At 35.7% G+C, this 17,679-nt stretch carries 13 protein-coding genes; 1 reads left to right on the top strand and 12 read right to left on the bottom strand.

Annotated features, from left to right (window positions below):
• Nucleotide 1: 1 nt before the first annotated feature.
• Together dsdA and AC6HVZ_RS01860 are read right to left on the bottom strand one after the other, a co-directional pair.
• Nucleotides 2–1,330: a D-serine ammonia-lyase gene (gene dsdA, locus AC6HVZ_RS01865; protein WP_497556431.1), complete on the bottom strand. Its 1,329-nt coding sequence runs from the start codon at nucleotides 1,328–1,330 to the stop codon at nucleotides 2–4.
• An 80-nt stretch (nucleotides 1,331–1,410) separates the two neighbouring features.
• The gene (locus tag AC6HVZ_RS01860) at nucleotides 1,411–2,259 is read right to left on the bottom strand and encodes a gamma-glutamylcyclotransferase family protein (RefSeq protein ID WP_497556430.1); all 849 of its coding nucleotides are present in this window, start codon (nucleotides 2,257–2,259) and stop codon (nucleotides 1,411–1,413) included.
• 121 nt (nucleotides 2,260–2,380) lie between these two features.
• Here AC6HVZ_RS01860 and AC6HVZ_RS01855 point away from each other — a divergent pair, with 121 nt between their 5' ends.
• Nucleotides 2,381–3,229 carry a COX15/CtaA family protein gene (locus AC6HVZ_RS01855; protein WP_497556429.1) on the top strand — a complete coding sequence of 283 codons (849 nt, stop codon included), beginning with the start codon at nucleotides 2,381–2,383 and terminating at the stop codon, nucleotides 3,227–3,229.
• Between the two features lie 274 nt (nucleotides 3,230–3,503).
• Here AC6HVZ_RS01855 and AC6HVZ_RS01850 read toward each other — a convergent pair whose 3' ends face one another.
• The 10 genes from AC6HVZ_RS01850 to parC form a co-directional block, all read right to left on the bottom strand.
• Entirely contained in the window at nucleotides 3,504–4,367 is an 864-nt protein-coding gene (locus AC6HVZ_RS01850; RefSeq protein ID WP_497556428.1) for a 5'-3' exonuclease, read from the bottom strand.
• A 15-nt stretch (nucleotides 4,368–4,382) separates the two neighbouring features.
• On the bottom strand, nucleotides 4,383–8,006 hold the full coding sequence (locus AC6HVZ_RS01845; protein ID WP_497556427.1) for a dynamin family protein: 3,624 nt from the start codon (nucleotides 8,004–8,006) through the stop codon (nucleotides 4,383–4,385).
• 167 nt (nucleotides 8,007–8,173) lie between these two features.
• Nucleotides 8,174–8,644, bottom strand: coding sequence for a CBS domain-containing protein (locus tag AC6HVZ_RS01840; protein WP_497556426.1), 471 nt, complete (start codon nucleotides 8,642–8,644; stop codon nucleotides 8,174–8,176).
• A gap of 198 nt (nucleotides 8,645–8,842) precedes the next feature.
• Entirely contained in the window at nucleotides 8,843–10,372 is a 1,530-nt protein-coding gene (locus tag AC6HVZ_RS01835; protein ID WP_497556425.1) for an acyl-CoA carboxylase subunit beta, read from the bottom strand.
• A 17-nt stretch (nucleotides 10,373–10,389) separates the two neighbouring features.
• Nucleotides 10,390–11,169, bottom strand: coding sequence for an enoyl-CoA hydratase (locus AC6HVZ_RS01830; protein WP_497556424.1), 780 nt, complete (start codon nucleotides 11,167–11,169; stop codon nucleotides 10,390–10,392).
• Nucleotides 11,170–11,318: 149 nt separating this feature from the next.
• Nucleotides 11,319–11,531, bottom strand: coding sequence for an acetyl-CoA carboxylase biotin carboxyl carrier protein subunit (locus AC6HVZ_RS01825; protein ID WP_497556423.1), 213 nt, complete (start codon nucleotides 11,529–11,531; stop codon nucleotides 11,319–11,321).
• A 12-nt stretch (nucleotides 11,532–11,543) separates the two neighbouring features.
• The gene (locus AC6HVZ_RS01820) at nucleotides 11,544–12,899 is read right to left on the bottom strand and encodes an acetyl-CoA carboxylase biotin carboxylase subunit (protein ID WP_497556422.1); all 1,356 of its coding nucleotides are present in this window, start codon (nucleotides 12,897–12,899) and stop codon (nucleotides 11,544–11,546) included.
• A gap of 128 nt (nucleotides 12,900–13,027) precedes the next feature.
• On the bottom strand, nucleotides 13,028–14,170 hold the full coding sequence (locus AC6HVZ_RS01815; RefSeq protein ID WP_497556421.1) for an acyl-CoA dehydrogenase family protein: 1,143 nt from the start codon (nucleotides 14,168–14,170) through the stop codon (nucleotides 13,028–13,030).
• 76 nt (nucleotides 14,171–14,246) lie between these two features.
• Nucleotides 14,247–14,858, bottom strand: coding sequence for a TetR/AcrR family transcriptional regulator (locus AC6HVZ_RS01810; RefSeq protein WP_497556608.1), 612 nt, complete (start codon nucleotides 14,856–14,858; stop codon nucleotides 14,247–14,249).
• A gap of 344 nt (nucleotides 14,859–15,202) precedes the next feature.
• Nucleotides 15,203–17,653 (bottom strand): DNA topoisomerase IV subunit A, encoded by a 2,451-nt coding sequence (parC, locus tag AC6HVZ_RS01805; protein WP_497556420.1) that lies wholly within the window; start codon nucleotides 17,651–17,653, stop codon nucleotides 15,203–15,205.
• Nucleotides 17,654–17,679: the final 26 nt, after the last annotated feature.

The following is a 17,679-nucleotide window of genomic DNA, read 5'->3' as shown; positions in this document are numbered from 1 at the left end:
TTTAAGTTTTCAGGATTTGTTTTCCCTTCTCATAAAACTGCTGCTTATCCATTTCAGGTACAAGTGCTCCACCTGTTGACCATGCAATATGTGTAACATTGCCAATAGCTTCTTGTGCCGTATAGTTGGTCTTACTAACCTGTTGAGGGCCAAGTAAACCAGCAGTTGCCGATGGTTCAACATGAATATGCTCATAATCCTGGAGCAATGCAAGTAGTTTATATAATTCATCATCCTCCATTGTGTAAATACCACTGATAAGATGCTTACTGAACGATGTGGCAAAGCTTGAAGGTCTTCCGACAGCTAATCCGTCTGCTGCAGTAAGATTATCGATACCAAAATCCTGAACGCTTACCTTATTCATTTCCCCTGTCAGTAATCCAATTAACACAGATGGAGAATGAGTTGGTTCCACAAAGAAACAATGCACATTTTCACCAAATAGTTGTTTTAATCCAAATGTGATCCCGCCTGGAGATCCGCCTACACCACAGGGAAGATAAACAAATAATGGATTATACTTATCCACCTTTATATCCTGTTTCTTTAATTGCTCTTCCAGCTCAAACGCAGCTGTACTATATCCTAAAAATAAATACTTAGAGCTCTCATCATCAACAAAGTAGCCTTTTGGATCAGCTAATGTCTGCCTCCTTCCAGTGTCAATTGCTACACTAAAGTCCCCATCGAACTCAAAAACTTTTGCACCTTTCTCACGGAGCAGGTCTTTTTTCCACTGTTTGGCATCGCGGGACATGTATACAGATACATTAAAACCAAGCTTTGCACTCATTATTCCAATACTTAAGCCAAGGTTTCCTGTTGAACCTACACCGATGGAATACTGCTGAAAGAATTCTTTAAATGATTCACTCAGGAAAGCTTCGTAATTTCCTTCCCGATTTATTAAACCTGCATCAATAGCTAATGACTCTGCATAATGAAGTACTTCATAAAAACCGCCCCGTGCTTTAATCGAACCAGCAACAGGTAATTCATTATCACATTTTAGATATAGATTACCGTTTATTTTTGAATGATAATTTGCTTCCAATGCTTCTTTCATTTTAGAAATATTTCTCAAGGGTGATTCGATTATTCCATTGGTATGATTTAATTCCGGAAACGCTTCCTTTAAGAAGGGCGCAAAACGGATCCACAATTTTTCAGCCTCAATTATATCTTCTTTTGTTAAAGGCAATTCTGGAGTAACTTGAGCTTCTATTAAATCCGGATTCAGCCATATGGTTGGCTCCAAATTCACAATTTGTTTTAATAGCGGGAAATCCTGTCTATACTCATTTAGTTCTTTTTCTGTAAATACCAATTACCTTCACCTGCTTTCACTTCTATCCTATCATTCATATATATTATTACCCAATAAAAGGTATAAAACCCAATATCCGTTTACTTTATTAATTTATTAATACGCTGCTTTAGCTTGTCGATATAATGATCACTTAGAATACCTTTAGCCCCACGGATAATTTCTGATGCATAACTTTTTGTGGGTTTTGTCTCATCAGCCTTTTTTGTTCCAATAAAAGTAATTGCCTCAATCATTTCGCTGTTATTTAATTGAAGAGAAATAACTGCCGGACGATAGGCATTTATATAAACACCTTCCCGTTCATATAAATAATCCATAGCTTCAACAGGAACTTTATAAACAACTCCCTCAACTATTTCTTCTGCTGATTCAATAATATCCGCCTTTCCCCCATCCAATGAACTTCTTGAAAATCTAAATCCATGTTGATCTAAAACGCCTTTACCAGCAATCGTTTGAAAGTATTCGTGAACGTTTGCGAGTTTAAATCGGTCATCATCCATACATGAACCATAAGCAAAATAGTATAGGGTTTTTTTTTTCAGGTATTGATAGACCTTCCAATCACCAAATGGAATAGTGAAATTGGAATCCGCTAAAGGTTTCCCTGTTATATACGTAATCGCTTCAAGTATTTTTTCGTTATCAACATGTACTGTTACCGTTTTACGCTCATACAAATTATTGGGGTCATCCTCTGTGTATCCTTCCAATTGATTAATTGTTGCTAATTGTTCATCTGATACTTGATATACTTCCCCGTAAATTTTCTCTCCATTTACCTCTTTCATAACCGGATAGCCCTTTTTCGTATCAAATAATTTCCCATGAATCCACGCCTGTCCATATAAACAAACAGCCTCATTTAAATAATGATGGTTTTTTTCATTTTTTCGTAATGTGCCGTAAACAAAAATAGCTTTCAATATATTCCTCCTCTCGTTGCCCATTAATAAAATTATAACCCAAGTGATACAAAGCACAAAGAAAATTTAAATTTTTTGCTACACTATTATTGTTTGTATATTTCAAAAGGGGATGTTTTGTTTGTCTAAGGAAAAATTAGCTTTATCAGCGATTACATTAACCTATTTTTTAATTGTTTTTGGTGGGTATGTAGCATCATCTGAATCTGGGATGGGCTGTGGACCCGAATGGCCACTTTGTAACGGAAAGGTAATTCCCGAACTACAAGGAGATACGTTAATTGAATTTGGGCATCGGGTAATTGGTGCCATACTCTTTATTATGACGATAATTTTATTTATTAAAGTGAAAAAAGAGAATAATAGACTTGCCAATAAAGTTGCCAATTATATGCTTGGATTATTGATATTACAACTGATCATGGGTGCGATCGTTGTATTTTACCATTTACCATCATTTATTATTACTCTGCATTTACTTATTGCGATGATTTTTTTAGGTTTGCTGATTTGGTTTTGGCGATATGAAGCGCCATACATTTTTAATAAAAGCAATGAAGTATTTGTAATGAAAAAGCATTTGAATATACTCATTGTACTATTATTTTTTACAATTGGAATTGGTGCATATATTAAACACCAGCATCATGGATTAGCATGTGGCTGGCTTGATTGCGGTGATGCAATATTACCTAGCTCCATTCCAGAGTTTCTACAAACTTCCCATCGGCTATTAGCAATTTTTTCTGTAGTATATATTTTATATATTACTCATAAAGTCCGATCAATGAATATTTATATATTAAAAATTCGCATGATCCTGTCACTGCTAGTTACGTTCATTCAACTTATCATCGGTATAATAACAATACTATCTTTTATATCTATATCATATGCAGTATTGCATTTAGCAGCAGCAACGTTACTATTTGCAATTATTGTGGAAGCCAGAATAGCTATTGAAAATTAACCTGAAACAGAACTCATTCTAAGTGTGGTGGGTTCTGTTTTTTTTGTGCTGCTACAGCAATAACGGCATACCCCCACCACCCTCGTCAATACCCCGGTGCCGTATAGTTAAAAATATGAGGGGTATCCCTATATACCATATGCTGGTATAAATTACTTCTAAGTTCTTAACATGAATTAATAAATATTTATACACTATATAAAACCGATGAAGAAAAGAAAAAGCTTCAGCATGTGGATGCAGAAGCTTTCGTCTAAGTCTAATCGTTTTCGTTTTATAAAAGTTTAGCCATATTTTTAAATTCCAGTTCATCGAATTTGGAAATAATTTTTTCTTTTTCATATGCCCAAAGTGCCGTATCTAGGTGACAGCTAATTGGTGCGTCACACTTAATTTCTGCCAGGTTTTTGGATAAATGAAGCATATCCATATCCGTTTTGATCTTTGTTTGAATTCCCTTTGGTAATTGTTCTAGATTTTCTAGCAACTTATCAATGGATCCATACTTCTGAATAAGCTTTAGGGCTGTTTTCTCACCGATTCCTTTTACTCCAGGATAGTTATCGGAAGCGTCGCCCATTAAACCCTTTAAATCTATTATTTGCCTTGGCTGAATTCCTTTTTTATCATAAAAATTAACATGATTAAATATCTCATAATTGCCTTGACCTTTTCGCATAATAGCTACCCGAACCTGTTCATCAACAAGCTGTAAAATATCCTGATCACCTGTAAGAATGGTTACATTATTTTCTACTCCATAGACTTTTGCCAATGTACCAATACAATCATCAGCCTCATAGTTTTTTAGACCGACATTTGGCATATTGAATGATTCGACAACTTCTTTTATCAGATCAAATTGTGGAACCAATTCTTCCGGCGGATCCCCCCTGTTTGCTTTATAACCCTCATAAAGCTCCGTACGAAACGTTTTACTGCCCATGTCCCAACAACAAACAACATGTGTAGGTTTAAACCTATCTACAGCATCAAGAAAATAGTGCATAAATTGGTAAACTCCGTTTGTTGGAATACCTTTGCTTGTCTTCATAAAATTGCTGCGAAATGCTGTTGCAAAGAAACCACGAAACAATAAAGCCATTCCATCGACAAGTAATACTTCATTTTTATTCATATTTACATATCCTTTCTATCCATGACTTTTCAAAATCTCTATAAGTGACTTATTTTTTGCAGTTAATACTTTCATATCAACAGCTGATGTCAAAGCTTCTAACTTATTATTCATTTGGATGTCAAGATGGTGTTTCGCAGCCTCTTTCATTTCATCTATCAGCTCTGTCCATTGATTGATATAAGCATCATCCATAATTATTTTATTTTCATTAATATATTCCTTGGCAATTGGTTTCAATTCCTGATAAATATTTTCTTTCATTACTTCTTTTTCATTTTTTGCAAAGAAAGCCTTTGTCCCTTTATATCCTGCAAGGGCCTTGTCAAATCGTTTCATATCAATTGACTCAAAGGCTTCTTTATAATCCGGAGTTTCAAGCTCCTGTGGAGAAAGATCAGGATAAAAAAATGTTCCGCTCGCTTCATTGCTTTTAGTTTTTATCTCATTGTAAACCTCAACCAGCAGGGTTTTAACAAATGATTCCATTCTTAAAGAAACTGCCTGAAGTTCCTGATGCAGCTCAAAGCCTGTATAATCCAGCAAATTATCCAAGCTGGTTCTTAATTGATGATTTGCACTTTTACCCATTTCGGTGATAGTGGTCGGGTTAAATGATTCCTTAAATAAATCATGGAATTTTATCCCAAGTCTCTCCATTACATAATATAATTGTTTTTCTATTTTTTGAGTAATTTGTTCTTTATAGACCGCTGTTTCAAACTTTTCTATATGGTCAACAAGCGCTGTTTTTTTGGCAAGTAATTCTTTTCGGTACGTTTCTTTTTCTTTCTCATCAAGATTAGCTGATCTCATATATTCCTGCATTGACTGAGAAGTACGATTGATATCCCATAAAGCTGATTGTACAGTTATTGCAGCAAGATCGTTATGAATGAAATGATAAAATGTATCCTCAAAAAGCTGCATTTCTTTATTCAATGCATGATTATCCAATTTATTTTCCAGTGATTGCCTGCTGGAAACAGGATATAATTTTGGGAAACGAATTCCCAAATTAATTAATTGCTCCTGCACATAATTTGTAACAAGCTGAAGCTCTTCATCATCTTCTGCCAGGTCAGCAGCATTTACGATGAAAAATATTTTATCAAGTTCAAAGGCTTCTTTCACACGGCCAAGTTGCATAAGGAAGTTCTTATCGGCATGTGATAATGCATGATTATAATAGGTTACATACAGAATAGCGTCAGCATGCTTAATATAATCAAATGCCACATTCGTATGGCGAGCATTAACGGAATCTGCACCAGGTGTATCGACTAATGTGATACCCTGTCTAGTTATGGAGCAATCATAATATAAATCGATTGATTCGGTATAACATGCTTTTGTTTCATCTGTTACAAATGCAGCAAATTCTTCGAGTGTGATTGTCCGTGTTTTTCCTATAAATTCCTTGTGTAAATAATAACCAGTAAGCATTGCTTGTAAATAGGCTTGATACATTTTATTTAATTTGGAATTCTGCTGTATTTGATTATCCTGAATCCAATTTAATAAGCCTTCCAGATTAGTTGCTGGCGGTGAAAATTGTTTTGTGATTAATTCAATATCTTTTATTAACATTTCTTCATTTTTTAAAGTAACGGCAACTGTTCCATGCTCCCGCTTATTTGTTATAGGTGTAATCCTATTTACAGTTGCTGTAGTTGGGTTTGGCGATACCGGTAGTACACGTTCACCCATTAATGCATTGGCAAAGGATGATTTACCAGCACTGAAAGCCCCAAACAACGCAATGATATAGGTACGATTATTTAATCTATCATGTTTTCCCTCTAGATCATTTATAATAGCCTGAAAGCCTGGCAAACCTTCGATAGTCTGGATTGTTTCATTTATACTTTCCAGAACATCATTTACAGAGTGTGTCGGTTTATTTCTTTTTTCTTCCATTTCATTCAATTGTATATTATTTTCATTGTTATTTTTGAGTTTAATCGGCAGGTCTGCCGGCATAATTTGTGTATGATCTGTTTCCAAATATCTTTGCAGCAGATTCCAAGCCTCTTCATCAGGATGAGATGCATCAGGAATCATGTCAATCTCCTTAAACCTTTCAGCTAATTCAGTTTTGATGGCATCCTGTTTTACTTTAAGAGACCTTTTTTGATATAAATCCTGCAGTTCCTTTTCAATATTTATTAGTTTATCCTTGTTTTTACTTTGGATTACACATTGGACATCAGCTAATAATGTACGTGCTTTATTTTTAAATCGTTGTTTAATATCTGCACTCACATCATTTGTATAATTTATGACAGAATCCCCTGTCACTTTGGCACCAGGCTTTATCAACTCAACCAGTTTATTCCCAGGGTACACAACAGATAGGTTATGAATCTGTTTTTGCACCTTTGGATCACTGAGTTTATAGTCCTTTACTAGGTTAGTAAATTTATCGCGTAACTTCCACTGTAACACTGTTTCCATATTTTCCTGAAGCGGCCTGAGAAATGCTGCTAATCTGGCATCCCTCTCCTCCGTCGTTTTTCTTTTGGCTGAAAATAATCCCACTTTAAAATCACTTTGCTGTGACTTTAAGAAAGCAGTTGCTTTATCTCTTAAATCTGCAGGCATTAAGTAAGCATTTTTCAATGTAATATTTAATTCATTTTGAAACAATTTTTCTATTTCACCTGGTTCATTTTGTAAAATAAATCTGTTTGCCTCCAGCTCATCTATCCTGGCGAAATTATTTTCCAATTCAGTCTCATCACTTACATATTGAGACAAATTCTCTTCATACTTTTGCTGAAGGAATCGTTTATGCTCTTTTATCACCTGAATGACAGATTGGTCTAAATTAAAAAATAAATCCTTTTCTTTTTCCATGATTGAAAACAACTTTTCTTTTATCTCAATAAATTGATTATTTTTTGCAACAGGATCTAGTAAGGAAGAATAAAAAATATATTCTGGAAATATTTTCCACTGATCAAACGTTTGTTTAATACTATGATTAAACTTGGAAAAGGGTAATTCCTCTTCAACATGCTTATCAATCTGGTTAATAATCACATAAAATGGAATGGACTTTTCCTGAAGAGCTTTTAGAAATTGTAAATTGACCTCTGACTTCACATGATTATAATCCATTACATAAAATAATACATCCACTAAATGTAATGATGCTTCCGTCATAACACGGTCTGCATCATCAACTGCATCAATTCCTGGTGTATCCATTAAAGAACATCCAACAGGAATAATTTGTTCTGCTGTACTGATTTCGATTTTCTTAATGGAATCCTTATCTTTGGAATACTCTTTAATCATATCAAGATCGTATGGTTCTTTGTATGCAACGGGATGATCATGATGAAAGAACACACGGGCAACTCCATCCTCTGAATTAATTTTAACAATATTTGCACTTGTCGGGATTGGGCTTTTTGGTAAAATATCTTTACTTAAAAGCGCATTAATCATCGATGATTTTCCAGCAGAAAAATGACCAGCAAAACTGATCAGTAATTCATTTTTATCTAGTTTAACGTAAAGTTCGCATATTTTATTAGCACTTTGTTCATCACCATTATCAAGCATTAGCTTGTGGTATGCAGCTAAATGAGTGAGACTGGTTTTAATTTGGTTTGTTTCTAATTCGATCACAACGTATATTTCCTTTCTCCGTTAACATTTCCAGTATTTATTATACGCAATATATGCATTCATTTCTACCATTCAATTATTCATGTTATCACCGGGGAGTAATAATTCATCCATATTATATTTTTCCATTAAAAAAACCCCTTTCCAAAGAGGTCTTTTTTAATTAATTATTCATCTGTTTTTGCAATTAATTCGATAGTAATAAACCTGATCAGATCTCCTCGGCTTAGAACACCAACAACCTGATTGCTATCATTTACTACAGGTATCTTTTTAAAATGATATCTGGAAAAAATAGCTAATGCCTTTTCTATGTTATCATCAGGCTGAACAGTGAGGATGCCTTTCTTACGCATCATTTCATTTACTTGTTTATCCAGTGCATATTTCAATTTATGTGATAGACTTTCCTTTTCACTTACGAGAACCACTGCAAACATGTCATAAACAGTTCTGCCCTTAGGCTGCAGGTAGCGGATTACATCTCCGTCACTAATAACACCTAATAATTGGTTATCATTATCGACGACAGGCACCCCACCAATTTTATTGACGACAAGTTTCTCTAACAGTTCTTTAACTGTCGTGTCTTTAGTAATACTAATTACATCATTAATCATAAAATCTTTAATCTTCATGACGTTCCTCCAAATTATGTGTCATAGAAACTTCTATTTTCTAGAATATCATAAAATTGTAATCAAGATACTTTTAAATTTACATAATAAAATTATCGTTTACTATTATAATCATCTTTTATTTTACCTATGAAGCAATTAATTAGTTAGTTCAAATTAAAAAACTTTGGTATCAAATTGATACCAAAGCTTTCATTCTTAAACCGGATATACTCCATGTTTTCTTTCTGTGAAATTAACATTTTTTGCTTCATAGACACTAAATCGACCAACTAATTCATCCCTTAGTTTATCCGGCTCTACAATAGCATCGATTACCATTTCGGAAGCTAAGCGGTAAATATCAATATTATCTTTGTATTCATCTTGCTTTTCTTTAACAAAAGCCGGTCTCTCTTCTTCTGGCAGTTCGGCAATTTTATTTGCATATACTGCATTCACTGCAGCTTCTGGACCCATTACCGCAATTTGTGCTGTTGGAAGGGCGATACAGCAATCCGGATCAAAAGCTGGTCCAGCCATGGCATACAATCCTGCTCCGTATGCTTTTCTAACGATTACTGATATTTTCGGCACTGTCGCCTCACTCATCGTTGCTAACATTTTAGCACCATGGCGAATAATACCTGCACGCTCTACTTTGGTTCCAATCATAAATCCAGGAACGTCTACTAAGAACAATAGTGGTATATTAAATGCATCACATAGTTGGACGAATTTAGCTGATTTATCAGCAGAATCAGGGAATAGAACCCCACCCTTCATTTTTGGCTGGTTTGCGATAATTCCTATTGATTTTCCATCAATTCTTGCTAAACCTGTAATTAATTCAGGAGCAAATTTCTTTTTGATTTCACAAAAGCTGTCTTCATCAATAATTCGTTTAATAAAATCATGCATGTTGAAAGGCGCATTTTGATTTGGCGGAATTAAATCAGTAATCGATTTTTCAAATGACTTTATTTCTTTTGACTCTAATGCTTTTGGTTTTTCTCTAAAATTAGCTGGAAAATAGCTTAAATAATTTCTTGCATACTCAATTGCTTCTTCCTCCGATTTCACCAAGACATCGCCAACACCAGATATTGAGCAATGCATTCTTGCCCCGCCCATTTCCTCAAGACTTACTTTTTCACCAATTACTTTTTCAGCCATTCTTGGAGACCCTAAGTACATCGATGCATTTCCGTCAACCATGATAACTAGATCACAAAATGCGGGTATATATGCACCGCCTGCAGCAGATGGACCAAATAATAGGCAAACCTGTGGTACTCGTCCAGATAATTTAATTTGGTTGTGAAATATTCGTCCTGCGCCCCGTCGTCCTGGAAACATTTCAATCTGATCAGTAATTCTTGCACCAGCTGAATCAACTAAATATAAAATTGGAATTTCCATTTTCATCGCTGTTTCCTGAATACGAATAATTTTTTCGACGGTTCTTTTTCCCCATGAACCGGCTTTAACTGTTGAATCATTGGCCATCACACAAACAGACTGACCATTTATTTTTCCAATTCCAGTAACCACACCGTCCGATGGCAAAGAATCATCCATACAATTGGCAAAAAATGCGTCTTCCATATCCATACCTTCATCAAATAATAACTTCAGTCTTTTTCGTGCAAAAAGCTTTCCCTTATCATTGTTTTTTTGATGATATTTCTCTAGTCCGCCTTTTTCTATTTTTGCAATTCTAGTTTGTAAATCCTCTATATATGACATAAAGTTACCTCCAGCTTCTATTTACCTGTATAAATGGGCTTTCTCTTTTCTTTAAAAGCTTGCAGCCCTTCAAGCCGATCTGTTGTGGGAATTGTTTCTTTGTAGCATAAATTCTCAATCGCTAACCCTGTCGAAATATCTGTTTGCATCCCTTTGTCAATAGCAGTTTTAGCTTGGCTTAAAGCAATTGGTCCATTACTCGCTATCGTTTTTGCCACTTGTAAAACATCATCCATCAAGGCCTTTGAATCAGCTAATTGTTCAACTAGCCCTATGGATAATGCTTCTTCGGCTTCGAGGGGGTTAGCAGTATAGATCAACCGTTTTGCCTGCCCTAAGCCAATTAAACGAGGTAAACGTTGTGTACCACCAGCACCTGGAATAATTGCTAGTGATGCTTCTGTTAACCCCATTTTCACATGTGTTGCAGCAATACGAAGATCGCAAGCTAGTGCTAATTCGAGGCCACCACCGAAAGCTACCCCATTTAAAGCAGCGATGACTGGCATCCGCATTGTTTCTATAGCAGTAACAGTGTCCCCAATATAGCGGACTGCAGAAATTACCTGCGCATCCGACATTCCTCTTCGTTCCTTTAAATCCGCTCCAGCACAAAATGCCTTTTCGTTTGTTCCGGTAATAATGGAACAATAAACCTCTGGATCCTGATCAATTTTTTGGATGATCTCATTCAACTCATGTAGTAATCTAGTTGATAGAGCATTTGCTGCCTCAGGACGATTAAGTGAAATAATAGCTATATGTTTATCGACTATTTCAAGATTAACTAGAGTCATAGGTACCTCCTTGTCTGGATTTGCCTCTTAGAGACTGAAGTCTAAACAAAGAACACTTTGAAAGACAAACCAATTCGTTCTTCATCTCCTTGTTTTATGTCTCCGTCTCCATGCAGTTATCTCCACTTTTCTTAATTTCTCAATTATTATTATTCAATAATTGCAATTACGTCGCCTTCGTTGACGAAATCCCCTTCAGTTACTTTAAGTTCTTTCACAATCCCAGCTTCTTCTGCACCAATCGGTATTTCCATTTTCATTGATTCCAGTATGACGATATCCTGATCTTCTTCAACATGATCCCCTTGTTTTACAGTTATTTTCCATACACTTCCTGCCATCGTTGCTTTTACTTCTTGCATCATAAATTCCTCCTATTTAGTTTTAATTGATGGTAAATAAAATTCCTGTACAAATGCTGTAGTAGTATTTCCTATTCTAAATTGATCATGATCCACAACCTCTAAAAGCATCGGGATATTCGTTTTAATACCTTCAATTTTAAAGCGTAAAAGTGCATCTTTTAATGAAGAAATTGCTTCATCTCTATCTACCCCTTTAACAATTAACTTGCTAATCATTGGATCATAATATGGGGTAACATCATAATCACTGGTAACTGCTGTTTCATTTCGGATTGCTTCACCTTCTGGTAAGTCAAATGTTGTAATATGACCTGGAGAAGGGAGGAATGTTACAGGATCTTCTGCATAAATTCGTACTTCAATTGCATGGCCTTGAATGTGGAGCTCGTCCTGAGTTATTTTCAATTTCTCTCCATTTGCAATTTGAATTTGTGCTTCGACAATATCAAGACTAGTAATCTCTTCCGTCACAGGATGCTCAACCTGAATTCTTGTATTCATTTCTAGAAAATAAAAGTTTTCATCTTGATCAACTAAAAATTCAATTGTCCCCGCATTTGTGTAACCAAGTGATTTCGCTGCATTTAGTGCTGCTTTCCCCATCGCAATCCTTGTGTTTTCCGAAATAAATGATGACGGTGCTTCCTCAACTACTTTTTGATTACGGCGTTGAATAGAGCATTCCCGTTCAAACAAGTGAACAGCATTGCCATGATGATCGGCTAATAATTGGATTTCAATATGCCTTGCATTGTCCAATTTCTTCTCCATAAACATAGAACCATCACCAAAAAATGTTAAAGCACGCTTCGAATTGCTTTCATATGCTTTTTTTAATTCTTCATCCGAGTGTACCACTTGCATACCAATACCGCCGCCACCTGCTGAAGCTTTCAGCATAATTGGATAGCCGATATCTCCAGCTGCCTCTATAGCCTCCTCAATAGAGGCTACTGCCCCGCTAGTCCCTGGTACAACAGGTACACCTGCTTCCTGCATCGCTTTTCTTGCTTCAATTTTGCTGCCCATTTGTCTCATTACTCTTGCTGAGGGACCAATGAAAATTATATCTTCCTCGCTACATTTCTTTGCAAACTGATCATTTTCACTTAAAAATCCATATCCCGGGTGAATGGCATCAACTTTAGCCTCTTTGGCAATAGAAATAATCTTTTCAGCATTTAAATAGCTCTCATATACCCGTGGAGGTCCAATTAAATAACTTTCATCTGCCATGGATACATAAGGAGCTTTTTGATCTGCTTCCGAGTAGACTGCAACTGTTAGGATATTCATTTTTTTACAAGTTCGGATAACGCGGGCTGCAATCTCACCCCGGTTAGCTATAAGTATTTTTTTAATCATATACTCTCCCCTTTTAATGCAGTTGTTGAACTACTATTTCTTTTCATTTAAACTTCTGAATCTTTCTTTCCACTTACTGTAAATTGGATAATTATATGAAAACATGAAATTTACTCTCCAATTTTAATCTAGCAGCCAAGTTGTCTAGCAATCACCAGTCTTTGGATTTCAGATGTACCTTCACCAATTTCCAATAGTTTGGCATCACGTAAGTATCTTTCTACTTCATACTCACGCATGTAACCATATCCGCCATGAATCTGAATCGCTTGATTAGCAGCTCTAAAAGCAGTTTCAGTTGCATATAATTTTGCATATGCTGCCTCTTTACTGAATGGTTTCTCATTATCTTTCAACCATGCTGCTTTATGAACCATATTTCTTGCAAGTTCAATTTCCATCGACATATCTGCAAGCTTAAATTGGATTGCCTGAAAGCTGGAAATCGATTTTCCAAATTGTGTTCTTTTTTTTGCATAGCTTAATGCTTTATTAAGTGAACCTTGAGCAATACCTAATCCTAAGGCAGCAATGGAAATTCTTCCACCATCAAGTGTATATAAAAATTGATTAAACCCTTTTTCTTCACTACCCAAAATATTGTCTCTTGGAACACGTACATTATCTAAAACAACTTCTGCCGTATCTGATCCGCGAACACCCATTTTTTCGTAACCGCTTGTGATCTTTACACCCTCAGTGTCTGTTGGAACGATTATTGCTGAAATGATATTCCTACCATTTTCGTTTTTACCTGTAACTGCAGTGACGATAACTGTTTTGGCAAAGCTAGCATTTGTAATAAAACATTTCTCACCATTAATAACATATTCGTTTCCATCGATTACAGCTGTCGTTTTTGTTCCACCAGCATCTGAACCTGCATTTGGTTCGGTTAAACCAAAAGACCCTAATGCTTTTCCTTCAGCTAGAGGGATTAAATACTTTTGCTTTTGCTCTTCTGTACCAAAATAAAAAATCGGGCTAGCTCCAAGTGATACTGCAGCAGCATAGCTTAAACCGGTACTTCCACAAACACGACCGATTTCTTCAACTGCTAATGCATAAGAAAGAGTGTCACCTTCAGATCCACCATATTCCTCAGGAAATGGAATACCCAATAGGCCAAGCTCCCCCATTTGCTCAAAAATATCAACTGGAAACTTTGCTTCTGTATCAATTTCGATGGCTCTCGGCTGTATCACTTCATCAGCAAATTCCTTAACCATCTTTTGAATCATTTGCTGTTCTTTAGATAATTCAAAATTCATGTTATTCCTCCTTATATGTAAGACCGACTGGTTGGTCTGTTTAAATCATATGATAACCACTTTGTTAAAAGAAAGATTACTTGATTACTATTTCCTCATACTTACTGACAATTGTATCTGTCTGCAGAACGGCGTGCAATATTAAGTCTACAAATATATCCCCAATCTCTTCAATCGTTTTAACCCCTGATTTCTTATACCATTTGTAAGTCCAGTTTACCATACCTAAAATTGCCATTGTTGTTATTTCAACCGGAAGATCGTCTCGAAACTCTCCCCACTCTTTGCCTTCGCTGATCGCTTGTTTAATAATTTGCTTAAATTGATCACGCTTTCCTTTAATCAGGATTTCATATTTCGGTTTTAAGTAAATATTCTCCTGATAAAACACGGAAATATGGGGTTTGTATAAATCGAATACTTTTACAAAGTCTTTAATAATTGCCTGCAATTTTTTTGTCGGTGATTCATACGTTTCATTCGCAACTGTTGCTTTTTCCAGCACATACGTAATAAACGTATCATGAATAAGAAATAACAATTCATCCTTAGAGGTAAAATGATGATAAAAGCCTCCTTTGGATGTACCAACATCTTCGACGATTTGATTAACTGTAACTCCATGAAATCCATGTTTTTCAAACAAAAGCAAAGAAGAATGGATAATTTTTTGTCGTAGATCCGTTATATACTCTTCCTCCTTTATATCATTTTATTTAACTTTATCATATTTATAGGAATACGGAAAGCGTTTTCAGTTTCCCATATAAATGGTTGTTCAAACAGGATGTGGTTTACTTAGACGTTCGACACATTGGATTTCAGTAGAGCGAGCCTTGGCGCATCCATGGTTTTCAGTGGGGCGAGCTTTAGCCCAGTCCCATGGTTTTCGGTGGGAAGAGTCTTGGCGCAGTCCCAGGACGTGTCGGCACTTATCAAAGATCCCCTATCCTGACGTGTCATTTTTATCAAACCTTTTGAACAACCTCTATAACAAAGACAGCTTTTTGCGATAAAAAGCTGTCTTCAAAATTAACTTTCAGTATCATTAAACGGTTTATGATAAACTGCTTCCTTCCACGCCTCGCTTACTTCTCCCTGATTATCCGAATCAATTACAAACGAACCATTGCTATAGCGGTCACTTGCAGAAAGCTCTAATGGGAAAATACTATGTTTTTCACCATTTATTGTTTGAAAATGTAATGTATCATTCTCATTTACAACAAAAAATCCTTTAATTCGGTGTGCTTTATTTTTTAATTCCCTTAGCATAGTGAGTCCGCGTTTTGCTCGACTTGTTTTTTCAAATTCCTTCAATTTCATTCGTTTACATGCACCACGTTGTGTGATTACAACAATGGATGGTTCAGATAAATCATCGAAAGTCTGTCCATTTACAACAAATTCACTGTCCTTTAACAGTATTGCCTTAACCCCTGCCGCACGCTGGCCAACAATGGATACTTCAGATTCATGATACCATAATCCATATCCCTTATTTGAAGCGATAAAGATATCCGAATACCCATCCGTTTGCTGAACATTAACAACTTCATCATCTTTTTTAAGATTTAAAGCAATCAATGCTTTGGAATATCTTTGGGCATCATACAGCTTAAATTCACTTCGTTTAACCATTCCATTTTTTGTAAAGAAGACCAGATAATTACCCTCTTTAAATTGGCGAACAGGAATACATTGTATAATCCGTTCATCCTTATCGATGGAAACGATGTTTGAAATATGCTGACCAATATCCTTCCATCTGATATCTGGTAATTCATGAACCAATAAATATAAATACTTTCCTTTATTCGTAAATAGCAGAATTTTATCAGTCGTATTTATTTCCAGCAATCCAACCAAATGATCTTCCTCTTTGATTGCAAAGTCTTCTCCATTGGAGGCACTGTAAGAACGCAGACTGGTTCTCTTAATATAACCATCTCTAGTAATCGAAACGAGTACATCCTCACTGGCAACAGTAACTTCAATATTAATCGTTAATTCTTCAATTTTATCTTCAATCGAAGTTCTTCGATTATCTGCAAAATTTTTCTTGATCTGTCTAAGTTCTTTTTTTATGGTTTGAAAAAGTTTTTTTTCACTGGTCAAAACTGCTTCAAGCTCAATAATGCTTTTCCGTAATTCCTCTGCCTCTTTTTCAAGTTGAGTAATATCCGTATTTGTTAAACGATATAATTGTAACATAACAATTGCTTCTGCCTGCACTTCTGAAAAGTTATACCTTGAAATAATTTGTCTCTTTGCATCCTGTTTATCTTTTGCGGAACGAATCGTCACAATTAATTCGTCCAGAATAGAAATGGCTTTTATCAATCCCTCAACAATATGCGCTCGATCTTTCGCTTTCTTTAAATCAAAAGTAGTTTGTCTTGTTACAATTTCTTTTTGATGAGAAATATAAGCATCAAGTATTTTGGGTAAGGATAATAATTTAGGCGTCTTGTCCTGGATTGCAACCATATTAAAATGATAGGTTACCTGCAAGTCCGTATTTTTATATAAATAATGTAAAACACCTTCACTATTTACCTCTTTTTTAAGTTCAATTACTACTCGAAGTCCAGTCCTATCCGTTTCATCACGAACCTCAGCAATGCCTTCTACTTTACGGTCAATACGCAGTTCATCAATTTTTTTAACCATAGTGGCTTTATTAACTTCGTAGGGGATTTCATCAATTACAATTTGTTGACGATTTCCACGAATCTCTTCAATCCGAGTCCGACCACGTATAATTATTTTCCCACGTCCTGTTTCATAGGCTTTTTTAATTCCATCAATACCTTGAATAATTCCGCCAGTGGGAAAATCAGGTGCTTTTATCACAGTCATTAACTCCTCAACAGTGGCGGCAGGCTTATCAATTTTCATTATAACCGCATCAATTACTTCAGCTAAGTTATGTGGAGGAATATCTGTTGCATATCCTGAAGAAATCCCTGTTGATCCATTCACTAATAGATTGGGGAATTTCGCAGGCAATACGATAGGTTCTAGATCAGTCTCATCAAAATTAGGGATGAAATCGACTGTTTCTTTATCAATATCACGTAATAGCTCAGAGGAAATACTAGAAAGTCTTGCTTCTGTATATCTCATCGCAGCAGCTGGATCCCCATCAATACTCCCATTGTTACCATGCATTTCCACTAACACATTTCGTACCTTCCAGTCCTGGCTTAATCGCACCATGGCCTCATATACGGAGGTGTCCCCGTGTGGATGATAGTTACCAATTACTGTACCGACCGTTTTAGCAGATTTACGAAAAATTTTATCATGGGTGTTTTTTTCTCTAAACATGGCAAATAATATTCTTCGCTGAACAGGTTTTAAACCATCCCTCGCATCAGGTAATGCTCTATCTTGAATAATGTATTTACTATACCTTCCAAATCTGTCTCCAATTACTTCTTCTAATGGAAGGTCTAAATATTCTTCTAGTTGTGGCAAATTAACCCCCCCTTATTATCAAAAAT

Source organism: Oceanobacillus sp. NCCP-135 (assembly GCF_059698015.1).
The sequence above is the reverse complement of the archived record's forward strand: the minus strand, read 5'-3'. Positions and strand labels throughout refer to the sequence as shown.